We start from the raw sequence: 21,575 nt of genomic DNA on the forward strand, positions 1-21,575 counted from the left end.
TGGGGGACGCAGCCCCCATCGCCCTGCAAGCCTCTCCAGCCCGACTTGGTCCGGCGAGTGCCAACAAAAAAGGGCAAGGCGGCCGCAACGTTGCGGCGCCCCACCCTTTTCTTGTTCTGACTCCGGCCGCCCTTCGGGCGACCGGTCATTCCCTTCGCGACCGGCCGGTCAACGCAGGCCCGCGATGTAATCCGCGACGGCCTTGATCTCGTTGTCCGACAGGCGCGTGGCGATCTGATGCATCGCCTCGTTGTTGTTGCGCGCGCCGGCACCCTGCTGGAACGCGGTCAACTGCGCGACCGTGTAATCGGCCCACTGCCCCGACAGACGCGGATACTGGACCGGCATCCCCTGGCCCGTCGGCCCGTGGCAGCTCGCGCAGGCAGGTACGCCCTTCTCCGCGATGCCGCCGCGATAGATCTTCTGGCCGACCGGCACGGTCGCCGCATCGCGTGCGGTACCGAGCTTCGTCGTCTGCGACCCGTAGTACGCAGCGACGTTGCGCATGTCGTCCGCGCTCAACGCGCTCGCGAATCCGACCATCACCGCGTTGTTACGCACCGGCCCCTTCGCGCCCGGCTGCGCCTTGAAGTCGTTCAACTGCTTGACCAGATATTCGGGATGCTGGCCGGCCAGCTTCGGGAAGCTGCCCGACGCGCTATTGCCGTCGGCGCCGTGACACGACGCGCAGACCTGCCCGGCAATCGCCTTGCCGCGGTCGAGATCCGGCTTTGCCGCATCCGCCGCGTTTGCCTCCGCTACGAAACCTACGAACCCTGCTGCAACCTGAAGCACCATCAGAGACTTGCACAGTCGATTCATTCGCACACCCTGTTTCGTCTTGTGGGAATTTGAGGTTCTGCAAAAAACGACGGCGTTCAGTCTACCGCAGAAGCTACATAAAAGCGCGAGGCAGGCGCCCGGTAGCCTTTGGTAAAACCGCCGTATTGTACAATATCGTGTTGAAAGCTCCGGCGCCTATCGGGGCTACCCCGCCTCCACCAAGCGGCTTGCGCCGCCCGTCCTTCCGGTTCCCATGGCCTTTCTGCTCCATCAAGCCCGTTTCTACACGACCGTCAACCATCTGCGCGACCTGCCGCCGACGGTCCAGCCGGAAATCGCGTTCGCGGGCCGCTCGAATGCCGGCAAGTCGACGGCGATCAACGTGCTGTGCAACCAGAAGCGGCTGGCCTTCGCGTCGAAGACGCCCGGCCGCACGCAGCATATCAACTACTTCTCCGTCGGCCCGGCCGCCGAGCCCGTCGCGAACCTCGTCGACCTGCCCGGCTATGGCTACGCGGAAGTGCCCGGCGCCGCCAAGGCGCACTGGGAGATGCTGCTGTCGTCCTACCTGGCGACGCGCTCGCAGCTCTGCGGCCTGATCCTGATGATGGATTCGCGCCGTCCGCTGACCGACCTCGATCGCCGCATGATCGAGTGGTTCGCGCCGACCGGCAAGCCGATCCACACGCTGCTGACCAAGTGCGACAAATTGACGCGCCAGGAAAGCATCAATGCGCTGCGGACCACGCAAAAGGGGCTCGATGCGTATCGTGACCAGGGCGTCCAGGGCAAGCTGACGGTCCAGCTGTTCTCCGCGCTGAAGCGCACGGGGCTCGACGAAGCGCACGAGCTGATCGAGAGCTGGCTGCGGCCGTCCGTCGCCGACGAAGAAAGCGAGCCTGTAGCACAATGATCGGGCAACGCGCGGCCGGGTTCGGCGGCGCGCTCCTGACGGCGCCTGCGGATTCGGCCGGCTCATAAAAAAACCCGCCGTTGAACGGCGGGTCAAACAGCCTAATCGAAAAACGACAGGCACCCGCTCAGGGAGGAGAAGCGGGGAGCTACACGCGACGCGTGCCGCTCGATCGCTATCATATACCAACGCTCCCAAAAATCACCTAAGGGTTCCGTAAGGTCCTTACTGCCCTGATTTCTGCCAAATCGCCATGAGCTTCCATCCGCTTCATCGTCCGCGCAGGATGCGCCGCGACGACTTCTCCCGCCGCCTGATGCGCGAAAACCGCCTGACCACCGACGACCTGATCTATCCGGTGTTCGTCGTCGAAGGCACCAACGAGCGGCAGCCAGTGCCGTCGATGCCCGGCGTCGAGCGCGTATCGGTCGATCTGCTGATGCAGGTCGCCGAGCAATGCGTCGAACTCGGCGTGCCCGTGCTGTCGTTGTTCCCGGCCATCGACCCGTCGGTGAAAACGCCCGACGGTCGCGAGGCAGCCAATCCGGAAGGCCTGATTCCGCGCGCGGTGCGCGAGCTGAAGAAGCGCTTCCCCGAGCTCGGCGTGCTGACCGACGTCGCGCTCGACCCGTACACGAGCCACGGCCAGGACGGCGTGCTCGACGAGAACGGCTACGTGATCAACGACGACACGATCGAGATCCTGATCGAGCAGGCACGCGCGCAGGCCGAGGCCGGCGTCGACATCGTCGCGCCGTCGGACATGATGGACGGCCGCATCGGCGCGATCCGCGAAATGCTGGAAAGCGACGGCCACATCCACACGCGGATCATGGCTTACTCGGCCAAGTTCGCGTCGGCGTTCTACGGCCCGTTCCGCGACGCGGTCGGCTCGGCATCCAACCTGGGCAAGGGCAACAAGATGACCTACCAGATGGATCCGGCGAACAGCGACGAAGCGCTGCGCGAGGTGCGCCTCGACATCGACGAAGGCGCCGACATGGTGATGGTCAAGCCCGGCATGCCGTATCTCGACATCGTGCGCCGCGTGAAGGACGAATTCCGCTTCCCGACCTACGTGTACCAGGTGAGCGGCGAATACGCGATGCTGAAGGCGGCCGCGATGAACGGCTGGCTCGACCACGACAAGGTCGTGCTCGAATCGCTGCTCGCGTTCAAGCGTGCGGGCGCCGACGGCGTACTCACGTACTTCGCGCTCGACGCGGCGCGCCTGCTGAAAGCGCAGCGCTGATCGCGCGTCGGCAGGCCCAAGAAAAAACGGCGGGACACCTCGGTGTTCCGCCGTTTTTTGTTTACCGTCGATCGTGGCCGTGGCCGCGTCGAGCGCCCCGGTTCGCTATACCGTCGGGACGGCGGCGCGATCCAGGCTGCGCAGGAACGTCTCGGCCGCCTGATAACCGACCACGCGACCGATCTCGTTACCGCTGCGATCGAAGAAGATGATGCCCGGCGGCCCGAACAGGTTGAAGCGCTTGAGTAGCGCCTGGTCGTCCGGGTTGTTCGCGGTGACGTCCGCGCGCACGAGGTGGAGCTGCGCGAGGCGCGCCTGCACACGGGCATCGGTGAACGTCAGATGCTCCATCTCCTTGCAGCTCACGCACCAGTCGGCATAGAAGTCGAGCATCACGGGCTGGCCCGACGTCTTCAGCAGCGTGTCGAGCTCACCGCTGGAGCGCACCGATGCAAACGCCGGACCGTCCTGCGCAGCGGCCGTGCCGGCCGTCGCAGCCCCGCCGGACGCCACCGTGCGCGTCGCCAGCACGGCCAGCGGCTTCACGGGATCCGTCGAGCCGGCAGCCAGGCCGACGAGCAGCGTCGCGGCCCAGATTGCGAGCGCGGCGCCCACGCCGCGGCCCAGGCGGCGCCAGATCGACGCGGCGCCGGCATTCGGCGTGAACAGGCCGAGCGCCGCGGCCGCGATCAACAGCCACAACGCGGCGAGCACCATCTTCAAGCCGCCCGCCAGCACCGGCCACACGATCCACAGCGCGGCCGCGAGCAGCACGATGCCGAAGAACACCTTCACACCGTCCATCCATGCGCCTGCGCGCGGCAGCACCGTCCCGGCGCCCACGCCGACGACCAGCAGCGGCACGCCGAGCCCCAGCCCCATCGCGAACAGCGCCGCACCGCCGAGCAATGCATTGCCGGTGTGCGCAATGAAGGCGAGCACCGCGAACAGCGGCGCCGTCATGCATGCGCCGACCACCAGCGCCGACAGCGCGCCCATCGCCGCGACCGCGATGAAGTGGCCGCCCTGGCGCATGCTCGATGCTTCGGCCGCACCGTTCTGCCAGCGTGCGGGCAACGCGATGTCCTTGCCCGAGATCAGCGACACCGCAAACGCGGTCAGCAGCACGCCGAACGCGCCGAGCACCCACGGGTTCTGCAGCCACGCGCCGAGGCTCTGGCCGACCAGCGCCGCGGCGATGCCGAGCACCGTGTAGACGAGCGCCATGCCGATCACATAGGTCAGCGACAGCGCGAAGCCGCGTGCATGCGTCGCGCGCGTGCCCTGGCCGATGATGATCGCGGACACGATCGGAATCATCGGGTACGAGCAGGGCAGGAGGCTCAGTACGACGCCCGCGACGAAATACAGTGCGACGATCGTGAAGAAGCCGTGCCCTTCGAGCAGCGACTGCGCGAAATCGGCGCTCGTGACCTTGTCGAACCAGTTGCCCGCGGCTGCCGTGTCGCCGCCGGACGACGATGCCGCGCCGAGCGCGGCGCCGTCGACCTTCACGACGTGCTCGGCCGGCGGATAGCAGATTCCTTCGTCCGCACACCCCTGCGACGTCACCGCGAGCTCGAACGGCCCGGCCGCCTGCTTCACCGGCACGTGGATGACGACTTCGTCACGATAGGTCTCGACGTTCTTCTGGAACGTCTGGTCGAACTTGACGTGGCCGGCCGGGAATTGCGGTTCGCCGAGCGTCGCCTGTCCGCTCTTCACCGCGAAGGCAAACCGCTCGCGGTACATGTAATAACCGTTGGCTACCTTGAAGCGAACGTCCACCTGTCCCGGCGATTCGCTCGCGCTGAACTTGAACGCGACCGACGGATCGAGGAAATCATCGGCCGCGCGCGCGACCGACAGGCCGCCCAGCATGACCGCGACCGACAACAGAACTGCAAGGAACCGCAGCGCGCGCACGCGCACGGAAAGCGCCATACCGTTAAACATGAAATAGACGTTGAGTTTCGCTGGTCACCCACTGGCCGTACGCGGCCGATGCCGTCGTTTGCCACGAGACGATTTCGGGCGTCTCGTATGGATGATGCGCGAGAATAAATCGCTCCAGTTCGAGCGCCCGCACGGGGCTCGTCTTGAACAACAACTGGATCTCGTCGGCCGTTTCGACCTTGCCCTGCCAGTGATAGCGCGACTTGATCGCACCGAGCTCCGACACGCACGCGGCCAGCCGCGCGTCGAGCGCGCCATCGGACAGCGCCGCGGCCGTCGCCGCATCGGGCACCGTCGTCAGCATCAGCACCACTATCATCCGCGCCCTCCTGACTGGTCTACCGGCTCCGGCCGGCGCGAATTGCATATCCTCGGATCACGCCGGCTGCCCGTATCGTAGCGCAGCCCGCGCAATGCTGCCGGTGCTGGCCTGCGACAATCGATCGCAGCCGGCGCCTCAAAAACAAAAAGGGCCAAGCAATCGCTCGGCCCTTTTCAGATACTGCAGCGTACCGGAAGCTTACTCAGCTTCTTGCACGGTTTCCGTTTCGTCGACTTCCGGACGGTCGAGCAGTTCGACCAGTGCCATCGGTGCGTTGTCGCCCACGCGGAAGCCGAACTTCAGCACGCGCAGGTAGCCGCCCGGACGGTTCGCGAAACGCGGACCGAGGACGTCGAACAGCTTCGCGACCGAGTCACGATCGCGCAGGCGGTTGAACGCCAGGCGACGGTTTGCCAGCGACGGCTTCTTGCCGAGCGTGATCAGCGGCTCGACGACTTTACGGAGTTCCTTCGCCTTCGGCAGCGTCGTCTTGATGACTTCGTGCTCGATCAGCGAGTTGGACATGTTACGGAGCATAGCCAGACGGTGGCTGCTCGTGCGGTTCAGTTTCCGCAGACCATGACGATGGCGCATTTCAGTTTCCTTGATTCAAAGTTTTGATCCAGCTCTTCTATCGCACCTCGAGGGTGCACGGGCCGGTAGCGAAAAAAGCAAGATGCGGATTTTAAAGGAAAATCCGCATCTTTGCCAACTACAGCAACAGCAGCGCTACAAGCGGGCTTACTTGTCGAGACCAGCCGGCGGCCAGTTTTCGAGCTTCATGCCCAGCGTGAGACCGCGCGAAGCGAGCACTTCCTTGATCTCGTTGAGCGACTTGCGACCGAGGTTCGGCGTCTTCAGCAGCTCGTTTTCCGTGCGCTGGATCAGATCGCCGATGTAGTAGATGTTCTCGGCCTTCAGGCAGTTCGCCGAACGAACCGTCAGCTCGAGATCGTCCACCGGACGCAGCAGGATCGGGTCGATCTGCGGAGCGCGCGACGGCGCTTCGGCTGCCGTTTCCGTGCCTTCCAGCGCCGCGAACACGGACAGCTGGTCGACCAGGATGCGAGCCGATTGACGGATCGCTTCTTCCGGCGTGATCACACCGCTCGTTTCGATGTTCATCACGAGCTTGTCGAGGTCGGTACGCTGCTCGACACGTGCGCTTTCGACAGCGTAGCTCACGCGGCGAACCGGCGAGAACGATGCGTCGAGGACGATGCGGCCGATGATCTTGGCCGTGTCTTCGCCGTAGCGACGGACGTTGCCGGGCACATAGCCGCGACCCTTTTCGATCTTGATCTGAACGTCGAGCTTGCCGCCCTTCGACAGGTGCGCAATCACGTGATTCGGGTTGATGACTTCGCAATCGTGGGCCAGCTCGATATCGCCGGCCGTGACAACGCCTTCACCTTCCTTGCGCAGCGTAACCGTCACTTCGTCACGGTTATGCAGCTTGAACACCACGCCCTTCAGGTTCAGCAGCAGGTTGACGACGTCTTCCTGCACGCCATCCAGCGTCGAGTACTCGTGCACCACGCCTGCGATCGTGACTTCGGTCGGCGCGTAGCCAACCATCGACGACAGCAGCACGCGGCGAAGCGCATTGCCCAAGGTATGGCCGTAACCGCGTTCGAACGGTTCCATGACCACCCTCGCGTGGTTCTCGCCAAGCGATTCCACGGCGATGATCTTGGGTTTCAGCAAACTGGTTTGCATGGGCTTTCCTTTTCAATACCCTCGGCTCGTTACACCGATAAGGCTGACCGGTAACAACCAGAAAATAAACAGCCGAGGCCCCTCCTTGCGCAACGCAATCGGGGTACCTCGGCCGTCAATCGGATTAACGCGAATACAATTCGACGATCAGGCTTTCGTTGATGTCGCCTGCGATCTCAACGCGTTCCGGCATTTGCTTGAACGTGCCTTCGAACTTCTTCGCATCGACTGCAACCCAGCTCGGCATGCCGCCTTGCTCGGCCAGCGACAGCGCTTCGACGATACGCGCTTGCTTCTTCGCCTTTTCGCGGATCGCGACGACGTCACCTGCCTTCACCTGCTGCGACGGGACGTTTGCGACGACGCCGTTCACGGTGATCGACTTGTGGCTCACCAGCTGACGCGCTTCAGCGCGGGTCGAGCCGAAGCCCATGCGATACACGACGTTGTCGAGGCGCGACTCGAGCAGTTGCAGCAGGTTTTCACCCGTGTTGCCCTTGCGGCGGTCGGCTTCGGCGAAGTAGCGGCGGAACTGACGCTCCAGCACGCCGTAGATGCGCTTGACCTTCTGCTTTTCACGCAGCTGCGTACCGTAGTCGGACGTACGTGCGCCCGAGGTACGGCCGTGCTGACCCGGCTTGCTGTCGAGCTTGCACTTGTCGGCGAGCGAGCGGCGTGCGCTCTTCAGGAACAGGTCGGTGCCTTCACGGCGGGACAGCTTGGCTTTGGGGCCGATATAACGTGCCACTTTGCATTCCTTTATCAATCAGTCACGCGGATCGAAATCCGCGCTAGTCCGCTCCCTTTGGGGCGAACGGTGGGCTTAGTCAATCAAAAAAGCAACGCCCGTCGACGCTGAGCGGCGACAGGCAATGCGCTAGCACGAACGTGCCAGCACATCCTCAGATACGACGACGCTTCGGCGGACGGCAGCCGTTGTGCGGAATCGGGGTGACGTCCGAAATCGCGGTGATCTTGATCCCGAGGCCGTGCAGTGCGCGCACTGCCGACTCGCGACCCGGGCCCGGGCCCTTGATCCGCACTTCCAGATTCTTCACGCCGTATTCCATCGCGACGCGGCCAGCCGACTCGGCTGCGACCTGAGCAGCGAACGGCGTCGATTTGCGCGAGCCCTTGAAGCCCTGACCGCCCGACGTCGCCCATGCCAGAGCGTTGCCTTGGCGATCGGTGATCGTGATGATCGTGTTGTTGAACGACGCGTGAACGTGAACCACGCCTTCAGCGACGTTCTTCTTAACCTTTTTGCGAACGCGTTGCGCCGCGGTATTCGAAGCCTTAGCCATTACGTTTTCCTGTAACTGTCAGTTCCGCTTACTTCTTCAGCGCTTGCGCTGCACGACGCGGACCCTTACGGGTACGTGCGTTCGTACGCGTACGCTGACCGCGCATCGGCAGGCCCTTGCGATGACGGACGCCACGGTAGCAACCGAGGTCCATCAGGCGCTTGATGTTCATCGTCACTTCACGGCGCAGATCGCCTTCGACGACAAACTTGCCCACTTCTTCACGCAGCTTTTCCAGGTCTGCGTCGGTCAGATCCTTGACCTTCTTCGAAAAATCGACGCCAGCTGCCACGCAGATGCTGCGCGAACGGGTGCGGCCGACACCAAAGATAGCCGTCAGGCCAATCTCGGTGTGCTGGTGATTCGGGATGTTAACCCCTGCGATACGAGCCATTGTTTTTCCTCAAACAAAAAGCGCAAACAAACGCGCGGTCAGCCTTGGCGCTGCTTGTGGCGCGGATCCGAGCTGCAGATCACGCGAACGACGCCTTTGCGCTTGATGATCTTGCAATTGCGGCAAATGCGCTTAACCGATGCCATCACTTTCATGATAATACCCTTTTTTCAAATCACTTCGCCCGGAACACGATCCGCGCACGAGACAGATCGTAAGGCGTCAACTCAACCGTCACCTTGTCGCCCGGCAGGATGCGGATGTAGTGCATCCGCATCTTTCCGGAAATATGTCCCAACACGACATGGCCGTTTTCCAGCTTCACACGGAAGGTCGCATTCGGGAGGTTTTCAATCACCTCGCCCTGCATCTGGATTACATCGTCTTTGGCCATAGTCCTTAACGCATCGGGATGTTGCCGCCCTTGAAGTTCGCCTTCTTGAGCAGTGACTCATACTGTTGCGACATAACGTACGACTGCACCTGCGCCATAAAGTCCATCGTGACGACGACAATGATCAGCAGCGACGTTCCACCAAAATAAAACGGCACGTTCCAGCGCAGCACCAGAAATTCCGGCAGCAGACACACGAAGACGATGTAGATCGCACCGGCCAGCGTCAGACGCGTGAGGATGCGGTCGATATATCGTGCGGTTTGATCGCCCGGACGGATGCCCGGAACAAACGCGCCGCTCTTCTTCAGGTTGTCCGCGGTTTCCCTGCTGTTGAACACCAGTGCGGTGTAGAAGAAGCAGAAAAACACGATCGCCAGCGTGTACAGCAGCACATAGACCGGCTGGCCCGGCTTCAGCGCTTCCGCTACGTTATGCAACGTATTGGAAATCCAGCTTCCCGTCGGCTGACCGGTACTGAACCAGCCGAGAATCGTTGCCGGGAACAGAATGATCGACGATGCGAAGATCGGCGGAATCACGCCCGACATGTTCAACTTCAGCGGCAGATGCGACGACTGCCCACCGTAGATCTTGTTGCCGACCTGGCGTTTCGCGTAGTTCACGAGGATCTTGCGCTGACCGCGTTCGATGAACACGACCAGGTAAGTCACCGCGGCAATCAGAACGACGATGATGATCGCCGAAATGATGCTCATCGAACCCGTACGCACCAGCTCGAACAACCCACCCACGGCATTCGGGAACCCTGCTGCGATCCCGCCGAAGATGATGATCGAGATACCGTTGCCCAGACCACGCTCGGTAATCTGCTCGCCGAGCCACATCAGGAACATCGTACCGGTAACCAGCGTCACGACCGTCGTCAGACGGAACAGCATGCCGGGGTCGGTGACGAGGCCCGGCTGGTTTTCCAGCGCAGCCGCGATACCGAACGCCTGGAAGGTCGCGAGCACCACGGTGAAATACCGCGTGTACTGCGTGATCTTCCGTTGCCCTGCCTGCCCTTCCTTCTTCAGCGCCTCGAGCTGCGGCGATACGATCGCCAGCAACTGCATGATGATCGACGCCGAGATGTACGGCATGATCCCCAGCGCAAAGATCGTGAAGCGGGAAAGCGCGCCACCCGAGAACATGTTGAACATGCCCAGGATGCCGCCCGCCTGGCTCTGGAACAGCTTAGCCAGTTGATCCGGATCGATGCCCGGCACGGGAATGTGCGCGCCGATGCGATAGACGATCAGCGCCAGGAGCAGGAACATCGCTCGCCGACGCAGATCGCCGAATTTCGCCGTGCTTCGACCGGGTTTTGCAAGACTCGGGCTGTTAGCCAAGTACCTTCTCCGATGAATGCAAGTGACGACGCGCTACGCGTGTCACTCGGCGAACGAACCGCCAGCCGCTTCGATCGCAGCGCGCGCACCCTTGGTGGCACCGAGACCCTTCACGACGATCTTGCGCTTCAGTTCGCCCGTCGCGATGATCTTTGCGCTCTTCGTCAGCTCGCCGACCAGGCCGGCTTGCTTCAGTGCGAGCAGATCGATCTCGTCGACCGGCAGCTTCTCGAGGTCGCCCAGGCGCACTTCACCGACGAATTCCTTCGTCAGCGACGTGAAGCCGCGCTTCGGCAGACGACGTTGCAGCGGCATCTGACCGCCTTCGAAACCGACTTTGTGGAAGCCGCCCGAACGCGATTTCTGACCCTTGTGACCACGGCCAGCCGTCTTGCCGAGGCCCGAACCGATGCCACGACCGACGCGACGCTTGGCGTGCTTGGCACCAGCGGCCGGCTTCAGGTTATTCAATTCCATATCAACTCCTTGATCCGTAGGGCCGCTTACGCGATGACCTTAACGAGGTACGAGACCTTGTTGATCATGCCGCGGACCGCCGGCGTGTCCTGGAGCTCGCTGACCGAGTTGAGTCGGCGCAGGCCCAGGCCACGCACGGTCGCGCGGTGCGATTCGCGGGTCCCGATCAGGCTCTTAACGAGCTGAACCTTGACAGTTTTTTCAGACATGGTGACCACCCGGGCTTAGCCCAAAATATCTTCGACGGACTTGCCGCGCTTCGCCGCGATGTCTGCCGGGGTCGACTGCTTGCGCAGACCGTCCAGCGTGGCGCGAACGAGGTTGTACGGGTTCGTCGAACCGTGGCTCTTCGCCACGACGTTCTGAACGCCCATCACGTCGAACACTGCGCGCATCGGGCCGCCGGCGATCACGCCCGTACCTGCCTTCGCCGGAGCGAGGAGGACAGCGGATGCGCCGTGCTTGCCGTGCACTTCGTGCTGCAGCGTGCCGTTCTTGAGCGGCACCTTGAACATGTTGCGGCGAGCTTGTTCCATTGCCTTCTGGACAGCGACCGGCACTTCCTTCGCCTTGCCCTTGCCCATACCGATGCGGCCATCACCGTCGCCAACCACGGTCAGTGCGGCGAAGCCGAGAATACGGCCACCCTTCACGACCTTGGTCACGCGATTGACCGAAATCATCTTTTCACGAAGGCCGTCGTCGCGCTCGTCAGCCTGAACTTTCGCTTGCATCTTTGCCATGACGAATTCCTTCCTTAGAACTTGAGCCCAGCTTCGCGAGCTGCCTCAGCCAGCGCCTTGACGCGGCCATGGTAGCGGAAGCCCGAGCGGTCGAAGGCGACGGATTCGATGCCGGCGGCCTTTGCCTTCTCGGCAATACGCTTGCCGATCAGCGTCGCAGCATTAACGTTGCCGCCCTTGCCCGACTTGTCGGCGAGCTCGGCGCGCACTTCAGCTTCGAGCGTCGACGCGCTGGCGAGCACCTTGGTGCCGCAGGGCGAGAACACTTGAGCGTAGATGTGCGTGTTCGTGCGATGCACGGCGAGACGCGCGACCTGCAGCTCAGCGATCTTGATACGCGTCTGGCGAGCGCGGCGCAGGCGAGATTGAGTCTTATCCATGATTGCGCACCCTTACTTCTTCTTCGTTTCTTTGAGGATCACAACCTCGTCGGAATAACGCACGCCCTTGCCCTTGTAGGGCTCCGGCGGACGGTAACCGCGGACTTCCGCAGCCACTTGACCGACTTGTTGCTTGTTGATCCCCTTGATCACGATTTCGGTTTGCGTCGGGGTTTCAGCCTTGACGCCTTCCGGCATCTGGTGCACCACCGGGTGCGAGAAACCCAGCGACAGGTTCAGCTTGTCGCCTTGCGCTTGCGCACGGTAACCGACGCCAACCAGCGTCAGCTTGCGCTCGAAACCCTTGGTCACGCCGTGCACGGCATTCGCGATAATCGCGCGCATCGTGCCCGACAGTGCATTTGCTTCGCGGCTTTCGTCGACCGGCGCCAGATTCAGCGTGCCGTCGTTGTTCGCCACGTTCACGAGCGGATTGATCGCTTGCGTGATGGTGCCCAGCGGGCCCTTGACGGTGATAGCACCGTCGGCCAGCTTGACTTCCGCGCCTTGCAGCGCGATCGGGCTCTTACCTACTCGAGACATGTTTCTCTCTCCTCGGCTTTAAGCGACGTAGCAGATGACTTCGCCGCCGACGCCGGTAGCGCGCGCCTTGCGATCAGTCATCACGCCCTTCGGCGTCGACACGATAGCCACGCCGAGGCCGTTCATGACCTGCGGAATGTCGTTACGGCCGCGGTACACGCGCAGACCAGGCTTCGACACGCGCTCGAGGCGTTCGATGACCGGGCGACCTGCGTAGTACTTCAGCGCGATATTCAGTTCGGACTTCGCACCTTCCGCCTTCACGGCGAAATCGTCGATATAACCTTCGTCCTTGAGGACTTGCGCGATTGCAACCTTGACCTTCGACGAGGGCATCGCAACCGATACCTTCTCGACCATCTGCGCGTTGCGGATGCGAGTCAGCATATCGGCGATAGGATCACTCATGCTCATTTACGTTTCTCCTATTACCAGCTCGCCTTGGTCAGGCCAGGAATCTCGCCACGGAATGCGATTTCACGAATCTTGTTACGCGCGAGGCCGAATTTACGGAACGTGCCACGCGGACGGCCCGTGATCGCGCAGCGGTTACGCTGGCGGGTCGGGTTTGCGTTGCGGGGCAGTTGCTGCAGCTCAAGGCGTGCTTCGTAGCGCTCTTCTTCCGACTTGCTTTGGTCTTCGACGATCGCCTTCAGCGCATCGCGCTTTGCTGCGAACTTCGCGACCAGGCGGGCGCGCTTCTTTTCACGTTCGATCAGTGCCAGTTTAGCCACGGTAACCTCAGTTTCTGAACGGGAACTTGAAGCTGGCGAGCAGAGCCTTTGCTTCGTCGTCGGTCTTCGCAGTCGTCGTGATGCTGATGTTCAGCCCACGCAGTGCGTCGATCTTGTCGTAGTCGATTTCGGGGAAAATGATCTGCTCTTTCACACCGATGTTGTAGTTGCCACGGCCATCGAAAGCACGACCCGACACGCCGCGGAAATCTCGCACGCGGGGCAGGGCAACCGTTACGAAACGGTCGAGAAATTCGTACATCGCTTGACCACGCAGCGTCACCATCGCGCCGATCGGGTAACCCTGGCGGATCTTGAAGCCTGCGATTGCCTTGCGAGCCTTCGTGACGACCGGCTTCTGGCCGGCGATCTTCGTGAGGTCGCCAACGGCGTTCTCGATGATCTTCTTGTCAGCGATCGCTTCGCCAAGACCCATGTTCAGCGTGATCTTGGTGATGCGCGGCACTTCCATGACCGACTTGTAACCGAACTTCTCGATCAGGCCGGGCACAACCTTTTCTTTGTAAAACTCTTGAAAACGAGCCATTTTTTACTCCGCTGCGTCAGGCGCTCAGTACGGCACCGGTCGTCTTCAGGAAGCGAACCTTCTTGCCTTCCTCGACCTTGATGCCAACACGCGACGCCTTGCCATTCGCGTCGACCAGTGCGACGTTCGAAATATGCAGGGGCATCGTCTTCGCTTCCACGCCACCCGTCGTACCCTTCATCGGGTTCGGCTTCACATGCTTCTTGACGAGGTTGATACCTTCAACCGTCACATGTTCAGCACCGACAGCCAGCACGACGCCGCGCTTGCCCTTGTCCTTGCCAGTGACGACGATGACTTCGTCACCCTTGCGAATCTTGTTCATCGCGACTCCTTACAGCACTTCCGGCGCCAGCGAAACGATCTTCATGAATCGTTCGCTACGCAGCTCACGCGTCACCGGCCCGAAGATACGGGTGCCGATCGGCTCGAGCTTGTTATTCAAAAGCACAGCGGCGTTGCCGTCGAACTTGATCAGCGAGCCGTCTTGACGGCGCACGCCCTTGGCGGTGCGGACCACCACGGCGTTGTAAATTTCGCCTTTCTTCACGCGCCCGCGCGGCGTTGCCTCTTTGACGGTCACCTTGATGATGTCGCCAATGCCGGCATAACGACGCTTCGAGCCGCCGAGCACCTTGATGCACATGACTTCACGTGCACCCGTGTTGTCGGCTACTTCGAGCCGAGATTCGGTCTGGATCATGGTTTGTCTTTCCCAACTTAATCCGGATGCACCACCATGATGCATTCGGTCAGTCTTGGTCCCGTCAGCCAATCGGCTGCTTGGGTTGGAACAGCAGCGACGGCAAACGAAACCCGCCATCGCAATTCGGTGAATCTTTCGGACAGGCAGGCGCCAGTCCGCTTCCCCCACCAACTTCGCCCGCGACGGGGCTCCCATAAAGAGGGAAGACCAGGATTATAACAAATAATCCTGGTCACGCAAGCAAAAACTTTGCGATTTCAAGCACTTCGTGGAGAAGTGCCTGTTACTGCCTACTGCGCTGCCCGCTTAGATGACGCGAGCGGCTTCGACGAGGCGCGACACCGTCCAGGCCTTCGTCTTCGAAACAGGACGAGTTTCCTGGATTTCGACGAGATCGCCTTCGTTGCAGGTGTTCGCTTCATCATGCGCGTGGTACTTCTTCGAGCGCACGACATACTTGCCGTAGATCGGATGCTTGACGCGGTGCTCGATCAGCACGGTGACGGTCTTGTCCATCTTGTTGCTGACGACCCGACCGACCAGCGTCCGCTTCAGCGAGGTTTTCACGCTATCGTTCATTTCTGGTTCGCCTTCTGAGTCATGACGGTCCGCACACGTGCGATGTCGCGACGAACCTTCTTCAGCTGGCTCGTGTTCGTGAGCTGCTGGGTCGCGAGTTGCATGCGCAGGCCGAATTGCGCCTTCAGCAGGTCCGCCAGCTCCTTGTTGAGCGCGGCCTGGTCTTTCTGGAGAAGTTCGGAAGCCTTCATGTTTTCTCCTTAGGCGCCGAGCTGGCGCACGATGAATGCCGTCTTCAGCGGCAGCTTGGCTGCAGCCAGACGGAACGCTTCGCGTGCCAGTTCTTCGGTTACGCCGTCCATTTCATAGAGCATCTTGCCCGGCTGAATCTCGGCGACGTAGTACTCCGGGTTACCCTTACCGTTACCCATACGTACTTCGGCCGGCTTCTGCGAAATCGGCTTGTCCGGGAAGATCCGGATCCAGATGCGGCCGCCACGCTTGATGTGACGCGTCATTGCACGACGCGCCGCTTCAATCTGGCGTGCGGTCAAACGACCGCGACCGATAGCCTTCAGGCCGAATTCACCGAACGACACTGCGTTGCCGCGCGTCGCCTTGCCGGTGTTACGACCCTTCTGCTCTTTACGATACTTTCTGCGTTTCGGTTGCAGCATCGTTATTCTCCAGTCTTGCCGTCTTCGGGCTTGCCGGCGCCACGGCGCGGTGCGCCACGACGAGCACCCGGAGCGCCGCCTTCGCCATCACGGCGCGGACGACGGTCGCCCGGACGCGCATTGCGACGCGGACGCTTGTCTTCGGCTACTTCTTCCACCACCGGTGCGTCGTTGCGGCCGAGCGTATCGCCCTTGTAGACCCACACCTTGACGCCGATGATCCCGTAAGTCGTCTTCGCTTCCGAAGTCGCGTAGTCGATATCGGCACGCAGCGTGTGAAGCGGCACGCGACCTTCGCGATACCACTCCGTACGAGCGATTTCGATACCGTTCAGACGGCCCGCGCTCATGATCTTGATGCCTTGAGCACCCAGACGCATCGCGTTCTGCATCGCACGCTTCATCGCGCGACGGAACATGATCCGGCGCTCGAGCTGTTGCGTGATCGAGTCAGCGATCAGCTGAGCATCGGTTTCCGGCTTGCGGATTTCTTCGATGTTGACGTGAACCGGAACGCCCATGCGGCGTTGCAGTTCCGTCTTCAGCTGCTCGATATCCTCACCCTTCTTGCCGATGACAACACCCGGACGCGAGCTGTAAATCGTGATACGCGCGTTCTTCGCCGGACGCTCGATGACGACCCGACCGACCGAAGCGTTCTTCAGCTTCTTCTTCAGGTATTCACGAACACCGATGTCTTCCTGCAGCATCGCCGCGAAATTGTTGTTGTTCGCGTACCAACGCGAAGCCCAATTACGGCTGACAGCCAGGCGGAAGCCAGTCGGATGAATTTTCTGTCCCATCGTATGGCTCCTTAATTCCCGACCGTCACAGTGATGTGACAGGATTGCTTCTCGATGCGGTTACCGCGGCCCTTGGCGCGCGCGGTGAAACGCTTGAGCGATGCAGCCTTGTCGACGTAGATGCTCTTGATCTTGAGCTCGTCGATATCGGCGCCTTCGTTGTGCTCCGCATTCGCGATTGCCGACAGCACAACCTTCTTCACGATGCCAGCCGCCTTCTTCGGCGAGAACGTCAGAACGTTCAGCGCCTTGTCGACCGGCAAACCGCGGATCTGGTCAGCCACAAGGCGCGTTTTTTGCGCCGAGATGCGGGCACCGCGATGAATTGCTTTCACTTCCATCTTGATTGCCCCTTATTTCTTGGCCTTCTTGTCGGCTGCGTGACCCTTGAACGTACGGGTCAGTGCGAACTCGCCAAGCTTGTGGCCGACCATGTTTTCCGAGATGTACACCGGAACGTGTTGACGGCCGTTGTGAACAGCGATCGTCAGGCCGATGAAATCCGGCAGAATCGTCGAGCGACGCGACCAGGTCTTGATCGGCTTTTTGTCGCGCGAAGCTGCAGCCGCCTCAACTTTCTTCAGCAAATGGGCGTCGCAGAACGGACCTTTTTTAACAGAACGTGCCATTGCCTACTCCTTAACGCTTGTGACGGCGCTGGACGATCATCGTCGTCGTGCGCTTGTTGCTACGGGTGCGATAACCCTTAGCCGGCGTACCCCACGGGCTAACCGGATCGCGACCTGCAGCCGTCTTGCCCTCACCACCACCGTGCGGGTGATCAACCGGGTTCATCGCAACGCCACGCACCGTCGGGCGGATACCGCGCCAGCGGTTCGCGCCAGCCTTGCCGATCTGGCGCAGGCTATGCTCTTCGTTGCCGACTTCACCGATCGTTGCACGGCACTCGATGTGCACGCGGCGGATTTCGCCCGAACGCAGACGAACCTGCGCGTAGACGCCTTCACGTGCCAGCAGCATGGCCGACGTACCAGCCGAACGCGCCATTTGCGCGCCCTTGCCCGGCAGCATCTCGATGCAGTGGATCGTCGTACCGACCGGAATGTTGCGGATCGGCAGCGTGTTGCCTGCACGGATCGGCGCTTCCGAACCCGACATCAGCTGCTGGCCGACCGTCAGACCCTTCGGGGCGATGATGTAGCGACGCTCGCCGTCTGCGTAGAGCACCAGCGCGATGTTCGCGCTACGGTTCGGGTCGTACTCGAGACGCTCGACCTTTGCCGGGATGCCATCCTTCGTGCGACGGAAATCGACGATACGATAGTGCTGCTTGTGACCACCACCCTTGTGACGCGTGGTGATACGACCGTTGTTGTTACGGCCGGCGGTCGAGCTCTGCGAGTCGAGCAGTGCCGCGAACGGCTTGCCCTGGTGCAGATTCTTGTTGACCACCTTGACCATCGCGCGGCGACCCGGCGATGTCGGCTTAACTTTAACGATTGCCATGATTACTTGGCCTCCGCTTCAAAGTTGATTTCCTGGCCGGGCTTCAGGCAAACGTACGCCTTCTTCACGTCCTTGCGACGGCCCATCGAACGGCCAAAGCGCTTTTGCTTGCCCTTCTGAACCAGCACGTTGACGGAATCAACTTCAACCTTGAACAGCAGCTCGACAGCCGCCTTCACTTCCTGCTTCGTGGCATCCGGTGCGACTTCGAACACGACTTGCTCGTTCTTGTCGGCAACCAGCGTCGCCTTTTCCGAGATCACCGGTGCGAGCAGGACCTGCATCAAACGATGATCGTTCTTGCGAATCTCGCTCATGACAGCAACTCCTCGATCTGGGCGACCGCAGCCTTCGTGACCAGCACTTTCTTGAAGTAGATCAGCGACAGCGGGTCAGCGTAGCGCGGCTCGACAATTGCCACGTGCGGCAGGTTGCGCGATGCCAGGTACAGGTTTTCGTCAACCGTGTCGGTGATGATCAGCACGGAGTCGAGACCCATGGTCTTGAATTTGTCGGCCAGCAGCTTGGTCTTCGGCGCTTCGAGGATGATGTCCTCGACGACCGACAGACGGCCTTCACGGGCCAGCTGCGAGAAGATCGAGCAGAGACCTGCGCGATGCATCTTCTTGTTGACCTTGTGCGAGAAGTTTTCTTCCGGCGAATTCGGGAAGATACGACCACCGCCACGCCACAACGGGCTCGACGACATACCGGCACGAGCGCGGCCCGTACCCTTCTGGCGCCACGGCTTCTTGGTCGTGTGCTTGACTTGCTCACGGTCCTTCTGTGCGCGGTTACCCTGGCGAGCATTCGCCTGGTAAGCGACGACGACCTGGTGGATCAGCGCTTCGTTGTAGTCACGACCGAACACGACGTCCGATGCGTTGACCACTGCACCTTCCTGACCATTTTCGTTCAGGAGCTTGAGTTCCATTATTTCGCCCCCTTGGTCTTGACGGCCGGCGTCACGAAGACCTTGCCGCCCTTCGCGCCCGGAATCGCACCCTTCACGAGCAGCAGCTTGCGCTCTGCGTCGATACGAGCGATTTCGAGGTTCTGCACCGTCACCGTCACGTCACCCATGTGACCCGTCATGCGTTTACCCGGGAAAACACGACCCGGATCCTGCGCCATACCGATCGAGCCCGGCACGTTGTGCGAGCGCGAGTTACCGTGCGTGGCACGGCCGGAGGAGAAGTTGTAACGCTTGATCGTACCGGCGTAGCCCTTACCGATCGACACGCCTTGCACGTCGACCTTCTGGCCCACTTCGAAAAGATCAGCACCGACAACGGCGCCATTCGACAGCTCAGCTGCCTTGGCCGCGTCAATGCGGAATTCCTTGAGGATTTCACCGGCTTCGACACCGGCTTTGGCGAGATGACCTGCCAGCGGCTTCGTCACGCGCGATGCACGACGGGAGCCGAATGCAACCTGCACGGCCGTGTAGCCGTCGGTTTCAACAGTCTTGATCTGCGTCACGCGGTTGTCCGACACGTCCAGCACGGTGACGGGAATCGAATCCCCTTCAGCCGTGAAGATACGGGTCATGCCAACCTTGCGACCTACGAGTCCAAGGCTCATCATTTTCTCCATTCCCGACTGCGATTGGTCGGGGCTGATTTACAAAATGCCGGGCACGCAAGGCCCAACTTTTTTACGCGAATACGCGAAAAGCCAAGCAGTATAGCCCGACTTCGCGATTTCCGCAAGCAATACAAAGACTTAGCACCGCCCAGCGAGCCGGTTGGCGCCGAAAGCCTTACTGCAGCTTGATTTCCACGTCGACGCCAGCCGGCAGATCGAGCTTCATCAGCGCGTCAACGGTCTTGTCCGTCGGGTCGACGATGTCCATCAGGCGCTGGTGGGTGCGGATTTCGAGCTGATCGCGCGACGTCTTGTTGACGTGCGGCGAACGCAGGATGTCAAAACGCTGAATGCGCGTCGGCAGCGGCACCGGGCCACGGACGATTGCGCCAGTCCGCTTCGCGGTATCGACGATCTCGGCAGCCGATTGATCGATCAGACGATAGTCGAATGCCTTCAGGCGAATGCGGATTTTCTGTTGCTGCATGACGATTCCTTGAAAAGAGCGAGGCGATGTTGCATCGCCGGACACTAAAAGAACGTGAAACACGACGCCTGCGGGGAGCGAGACATCATGTTCCTAACGGCACTTCCACTGCTAAGCCCGCGATTCTACACGAAATTCCGAAACCGTGGCGAGCATTTCTCGAGCAGCGCAACGCGCCGCCCAAAAACAAAACCGGGTGCCAGCGCAAGCTGGACACCCGGTTTCGGCGGTACAACTGCCTACCGCGGAATCGCGGACCCCGGCGGGATCCGCGGATCGTCGATATTACTCGATGATCTTGGCGACGACGCCGGCGCCGACCGTACGGCCGCCTTCGCGGATTGCGAAGCGCAGACCTTCTTCCATCGCGATCGGAGCGATCAGCTTCACCGTGATCGACACGTTGTCGCCCGGCATCACCATTTCCTTGTCCTTCGGCAGCTCGATCGAGCCCGTCACGTCCGTCGTACGGAAGTAGAACTGCGGACGGTAGTTGTTGAAGAACGGCGTGTGACGGCCGCCTTCGTCCTTGCTCAGCACGTACACTTCAGCCGTGAAGTGCGTGTGCGGCGTGATCGAACCCGGCTTCGCCAGAACCTGGCCACGCTCAACGTCTTCACGCTTCGTGCCGCGCAGCAGGATACCAACGTTGTCGCCTGCTTGACCTTGGTCCAGCAGCTTGCGGAACATTTCAACGCCCGTGCAGGTCGTCTTCACCGTCGGCTTGATACCGACGATTTCGATTTCTTCGCCGACCTTCACGATGCCGCGCTCGACACGACCCGTCACAACCGTACCACGGCCCGAGATCGAGAACACGTCTTCCACCGGCATCAGGAACGCACCGTCAACTGCACGCTCCGGCGTCGGGATGTACGTGTCCAGCGCGTCGGCCAGGCTCATGATCGCCACTTCGCCCAGCTCGCCCGTGTCGCCTTCCAGCGCCAGCTTCGCCGAACCCTTCACGATCGGCGTGTCGTCGCCCGGGAAGTCGTACTTCGACAGGAGTTCGCGAACTTCCATCTCGACCAGCTCGAGCAGTTCAGCGTCGTCCACCATGTCGCACTTGTTCAGGAACACGATGATGTACGGAACGCCAACCTGACGTGCCAGCAGGATGTGCTCACGCGTCTGCGGCATCGGGCCGTCAGCTGCCGAGCAAACCAGGATCGCGCCGTCCATCTGCGCTGCGCCCGTGATCATGTTCTTCACATAGTCAGCGTGGCCCGGGCAGTCAACGTGTGCGTAGTGGCGGTTAGCCGTTTCGTACTCGACGTGTGCCGTGTTGATCGTGATGCCGCGCGCCTTTTCTTCCGGTGCCGCGTCGATCTGGTCGTATGCCTTCGCTTCGCCGCCGAACTTCTTCGTCAGAACCGTCGTGATCGCTGCCGTCAGCGTCGTCTTGCCGTGGTCAACGTGACCAATCGTACCAACGTTCACGTGCGGCTTGGTCCGCTCGAATTTACCTTTTGCCATGATTCTCTTCTTTCAATAATAATCGATTGTGATAGCG

At 61.2% G+C, this 21,575-nt stretch carries 35 protein-coding genes; 2 read left to right on the forward strand and 33 right to left on the reverse strand.

Annotation, left to right across the window (positions count from 1 at the left end; all coding sequences use genetic code 11):
* Positions 1-168 precede the first annotated feature (168 nt).
* Positions 169-822, reverse strand: coding sequence for a c-type cytochrome (locus U5809_RS21705; RefSeq protein WP_176051134.1), 654 nt, complete (start codon positions 820-822; stop codon positions 169-171).
* A 214-nt stretch (positions 823-1,036) separates the two neighbouring features.
* Between U5809_RS21705 and yihA the strand changes: the two genes are divergently transcribed.
* Together yihA and hemB are read left to right on the forward strand one after the other, a co-directional pair.
* Positions 1,037-1,696 carry a ribosome biogenesis GTP-binding protein YihA/YsxC gene (gene yihA / locus U5809_RS21710; protein ID WP_176051120.1) on the forward strand — a complete coding sequence of 220 codons (660 nt, stop codon included), beginning with the start codon at positions 1,037-1,039 and terminating at the stop codon, positions 1,694-1,696.
* A 253-nt stretch (positions 1,697-1,949) separates the two neighbouring features.
* On the forward strand, positions 1,950-2,948 hold the full coding sequence (gene hemB / locus U5809_RS21715; protein WP_176051121.1) for a porphobilinogen synthase: 999 nt from the start codon (positions 1,950-1,952) through the stop codon (positions 2,946-2,948).
* A 105-nt stretch (positions 2,949-3,053) separates the two neighbouring features.
* Here hemB and dsbD read toward each other — a convergent pair whose 3' ends face one another.
* The 32 genes from dsbD to tuf all read right to left on the reverse strand — a co-directional run bounded on the left by dsbD (position 3,054) and on the right by tuf (position 21,538).
* Complete coding sequence (gene dsbD, locus U5809_RS21720) at positions 3,054-4,904, reverse strand: protein-disulfide reductase DsbD (RefSeq protein ID WP_322088071.1); 1,851 nt, start codon at positions 4,902-4,904, stop codon at positions 3,054-3,056.
* Positions 4,897-5,223, reverse strand: coding sequence for a divalent-cation tolerance protein CutA (gene cutA, locus U5809_RS21725; protein ID WP_034189858.1), 327 nt, complete (start codon positions 5,221-5,223; stop codon positions 4,897-4,899). The genes dsbD and cutA overlap by 8 nt, the downstream gene beginning before the upstream one ends.
* Positions 5,224-5,424: 201 nt before the next feature.
* Positions 5,425-5,820, reverse strand: coding sequence for a 50S ribosomal protein L17 (rplQ, locus tag U5809_RS21730; RefSeq protein ID WP_027788579.1), 396 nt, complete (start codon positions 5,818-5,820; stop codon positions 5,425-5,427).
* Between the two features lie 147 nt (positions 5,821-5,967).
* Positions 5,968-6,945 carry a DNA-directed RNA polymerase subunit alpha gene (locus U5809_RS21735; protein WP_006477176.1) on the reverse strand — a complete coding sequence of 326 codons (978 nt, stop codon included), beginning with the start codon at positions 6,943-6,945 and terminating at the stop codon, positions 5,968-5,970.
* Between the two features lie 124 nt (positions 6,946-7,069).
* Positions 7,070-7,693 carry a 30S ribosomal protein S4 gene (rpsD, locus tag U5809_RS21740; protein ID WP_047899585.1) on the reverse strand — a complete coding sequence of 208 codons (624 nt, stop codon included), beginning with the start codon at positions 7,691-7,693 and terminating at the stop codon, positions 7,070-7,072.
* Positions 7,694-7,847: 154 nt separating this feature from the next.
* Entirely contained in the window at positions 7,848-8,249 is a 402-nt protein-coding gene (gene rpsK / locus U5809_RS21745) for a 30S ribosomal protein S11 (RefSeq protein WP_004197937.1), read from the reverse strand.
* Between the two features lie 28 nt (positions 8,250-8,277).
* Positions 8,278-8,643: a 30S ribosomal protein S13 gene (rpsM, locus tag U5809_RS21750; RefSeq protein ID WP_006477178.1), complete on the reverse strand. Its 366-nt coding sequence runs from the start codon at positions 8,641-8,643 to the stop codon at positions 8,278-8,280.
* A 38-nt stretch (positions 8,644-8,681) separates the two neighbouring features.
* Positions 8,682-8,798 (reverse strand): 50S ribosomal protein L36, encoded by a 117-nt coding sequence (gene rpmJ / locus U5809_RS21755; RefSeq protein ID WP_004199844.1) that lies wholly within the window; start codon positions 8,796-8,798, stop codon positions 8,682-8,684.
* Positions 8,799-8,818: 20 nt separating this feature from the next.
* Positions 8,819-9,037 (reverse strand): translation initiation factor IF-1, encoded by a 219-nt coding sequence (gene infA / locus U5809_RS21760; protein WP_004521905.1) that lies wholly within the window; start codon positions 9,035-9,037, stop codon positions 8,819-8,821.
* A gap of 5 nt (positions 9,038-9,042) precedes the next feature.
* Positions 9,043-10,392: a preprotein translocase subunit SecY gene (gene secY, locus U5809_RS21765; protein ID WP_006482915.1), complete on the reverse strand. Its 1,350-nt coding sequence runs from the start codon at positions 10,390-10,392 to the stop codon at positions 9,043-9,045.
* Between the two features lie 42 nt (positions 10,393-10,434).
* A complete protein-coding gene (gene rplO, locus U5809_RS21770; protein WP_006482880.1) occupies positions 10,435-10,869 on the reverse strand; it encodes a 50S ribosomal protein L15 in 435 nt (144 codons plus the stop codon).
* Between the two features lie 26 nt (positions 10,870-10,895).
* Positions 10,896-11,078 carry a 50S ribosomal protein L30 gene (gene rpmD, locus U5809_RS21775; protein ID WP_006400644.1) on the reverse strand — a complete coding sequence of 61 codons (183 nt, stop codon included), beginning with the start codon at positions 11,076-11,078 and terminating at the stop codon, positions 10,896-10,898.
* A 15-nt stretch (positions 11,079-11,093) separates the two neighbouring features.
* The gene (rpsE, locus tag U5809_RS21780; RefSeq protein WP_006752931.1) at positions 11,094-11,612 is read right to left on the reverse strand and encodes a 30S ribosomal protein S5; all 519 of its coding nucleotides are present in this window, start codon (positions 11,610-11,612) and stop codon (positions 11,094-11,096) included.
* 14 nt (positions 11,613-11,626) lie between these two features.
* Positions 11,627-11,992 (reverse strand): 50S ribosomal protein L18, encoded by a 366-nt coding sequence (gene rplR, locus U5809_RS21785; protein WP_006477183.1) that lies wholly within the window; start codon positions 11,990-11,992, stop codon positions 11,627-11,629.
* Between the two features lie 12 nt (positions 11,993-12,004).
* Positions 12,005-12,535, reverse strand: coding sequence for a 50S ribosomal protein L6 (gene rplF / locus U5809_RS21790; RefSeq protein ID WP_011350678.1), 531 nt, complete (start codon positions 12,533-12,535; stop codon positions 12,005-12,007).
* 18 nt (positions 12,536-12,553) lie between these two features.
* The gene (gene rpsH, locus U5809_RS21795; protein WP_006477185.1) at positions 12,554-12,949 is read right to left on the reverse strand and encodes a 30S ribosomal protein S8; all 396 of its coding nucleotides are present in this window, start codon (positions 12,947-12,949) and stop codon (positions 12,554-12,556) included.
* Positions 12,950-12,963: 14 nt separating this feature from the next.
* Positions 12,964-13,269 (reverse strand): 30S ribosomal protein S14, encoded by a 306-nt coding sequence (gene rpsN, locus U5809_RS21800; RefSeq protein WP_011350676.1) that lies wholly within the window; start codon positions 13,267-13,269, stop codon positions 12,964-12,966.
* Positions 13,270-13,276: 7 nt separating this feature from the next.
* Positions 13,277-13,816, reverse strand: coding sequence for a 50S ribosomal protein L5 (gene rplE, locus U5809_RS21805; RefSeq protein WP_006477186.1), 540 nt, complete (start codon positions 13,814-13,816; stop codon positions 13,277-13,279).
* 16 nt (positions 13,817-13,832) lie between these two features.
* The gene (rplX, locus tag U5809_RS21810; protein WP_006477187.1) at positions 13,833-14,141 is read right to left on the reverse strand and encodes a 50S ribosomal protein L24; all 309 of its coding nucleotides are present in this window, start codon (positions 14,139-14,141) and stop codon (positions 13,833-13,835) included.
* 9 nt (positions 14,142-14,150) lie between these two features.
* Positions 14,151-14,519, reverse strand: a complete 369-nt coding sequence (gene rplN / locus U5809_RS21815; RefSeq protein ID WP_006752929.1) for a 50S ribosomal protein L14 — start codon at positions 14,517-14,519, stop codon at positions 14,151-14,153.
* A gap of 309 nt (positions 14,520-14,828) precedes the next feature.
* On the reverse strand, positions 14,829-15,101 hold the full coding sequence (rpsQ, locus tag U5809_RS21820; protein WP_006752928.1) for a 30S ribosomal protein S17: 273 nt from the start codon (positions 15,099-15,101) through the stop codon (positions 14,829-14,831).
* On the reverse strand, positions 15,098-15,292 hold the full coding sequence (rpmC, locus tag U5809_RS21825; RefSeq protein WP_006400652.1) for a 50S ribosomal protein L29: 195 nt from the start codon (positions 15,290-15,292) through the stop codon (positions 15,098-15,100). The genes rpsQ and rpmC overlap by 4 nt, the downstream gene beginning before the upstream one ends.
* A gap of 9 nt (positions 15,293-15,301) precedes the next feature.
* Entirely contained in the window at positions 15,302-15,718 is a 417-nt protein-coding gene (rplP, locus tag U5809_RS21830) for a 50S ribosomal protein L16 (protein WP_006482873.1), read from the reverse strand.
* Positions 15,719-15,720: 2 nt separating this feature from the next.
* Positions 15,721-16,521 carry a 30S ribosomal protein S3 gene (gene rpsC, locus U5809_RS21835; RefSeq protein ID WP_006482899.1) on the reverse strand — a complete coding sequence of 267 codons (801 nt, stop codon included), beginning with the start codon at positions 16,519-16,521 and terminating at the stop codon, positions 15,721-15,723.
* A gap of 11 nt (positions 16,522-16,532) precedes the next feature.
* Positions 16,533-16,862: a 50S ribosomal protein L22 gene (rplV, locus tag U5809_RS21840; RefSeq protein ID WP_004199272.1), complete on the reverse strand. Its 330-nt coding sequence runs from the start codon at positions 16,860-16,862 to the stop codon at positions 16,533-16,535.
* 12 nt (positions 16,863-16,874) lie between these two features.
* Entirely contained in the window at positions 16,875-17,150 is a 276-nt protein-coding gene (gene rpsS / locus U5809_RS21845) for a 30S ribosomal protein S19 (RefSeq protein WP_004199273.1), read from the reverse strand.
* Between the two features lie 10 nt (positions 17,151-17,160).
* Complete coding sequence (gene rplB / locus U5809_RS21850; RefSeq protein ID WP_006482900.1) at positions 17,161-17,988, reverse strand: 50S ribosomal protein L2; 828 nt, start codon at positions 17,986-17,988, stop codon at positions 17,161-17,163.
* A gap of 2 nt (positions 17,989-17,990) precedes the next feature.
* The gene (gene rplW, locus U5809_RS21855) at positions 17,991-18,305 is read right to left on the reverse strand and encodes a 50S ribosomal protein L23 (RefSeq protein WP_004199275.1); all 315 of its coding nucleotides are present in this window, start codon (positions 18,303-18,305) and stop codon (positions 17,991-17,993) included.
* Entirely contained in the window at positions 18,302-18,922 is a 621-nt protein-coding gene (rplD, locus tag U5809_RS21860; RefSeq protein ID WP_006477192.1) for a 50S ribosomal protein L4, read from the reverse strand. Before rplD ends, rplW begins: the two co-directional genes overlap by 4 nt.
* The gene (rplC, locus tag U5809_RS21865) at positions 18,922-19,572 is read right to left on the reverse strand and encodes a 50S ribosomal protein L3 (protein ID WP_006482922.1); all 651 of its coding nucleotides are present in this window, start codon (positions 19,570-19,572) and stop codon (positions 18,922-18,924) included. The genes rplD and rplC overlap by 1 nt, the downstream gene beginning before the upstream one ends.
* A gap of 178 nt (positions 19,573-19,750) precedes the next feature.
* Entirely contained in the window at positions 19,751-20,062 is a 312-nt protein-coding gene (rpsJ, locus tag U5809_RS21870; RefSeq protein WP_004199280.1) for a 30S ribosomal protein S10, read from the reverse strand.
* A gap of 285 nt (positions 20,063-20,347) precedes the next feature.
* Entirely contained in the window at positions 20,348-21,538 is a 1,191-nt protein-coding gene (tuf, locus tag U5809_RS21875; protein WP_011350666.1) for an elongation factor Tu, read from the reverse strand.
* Positions 21,539-21,575: the final 37 nt, after the last annotated feature.

The sequence above is a fragment of the Burkholderia sp. BCC1999 genome (assembly GCF_905339975.1).
Taxonomy (GTDB): Bacteria; Pseudomonadota; Gammaproteobacteria; order Burkholderiales; family Burkholderiaceae; genus Burkholderia.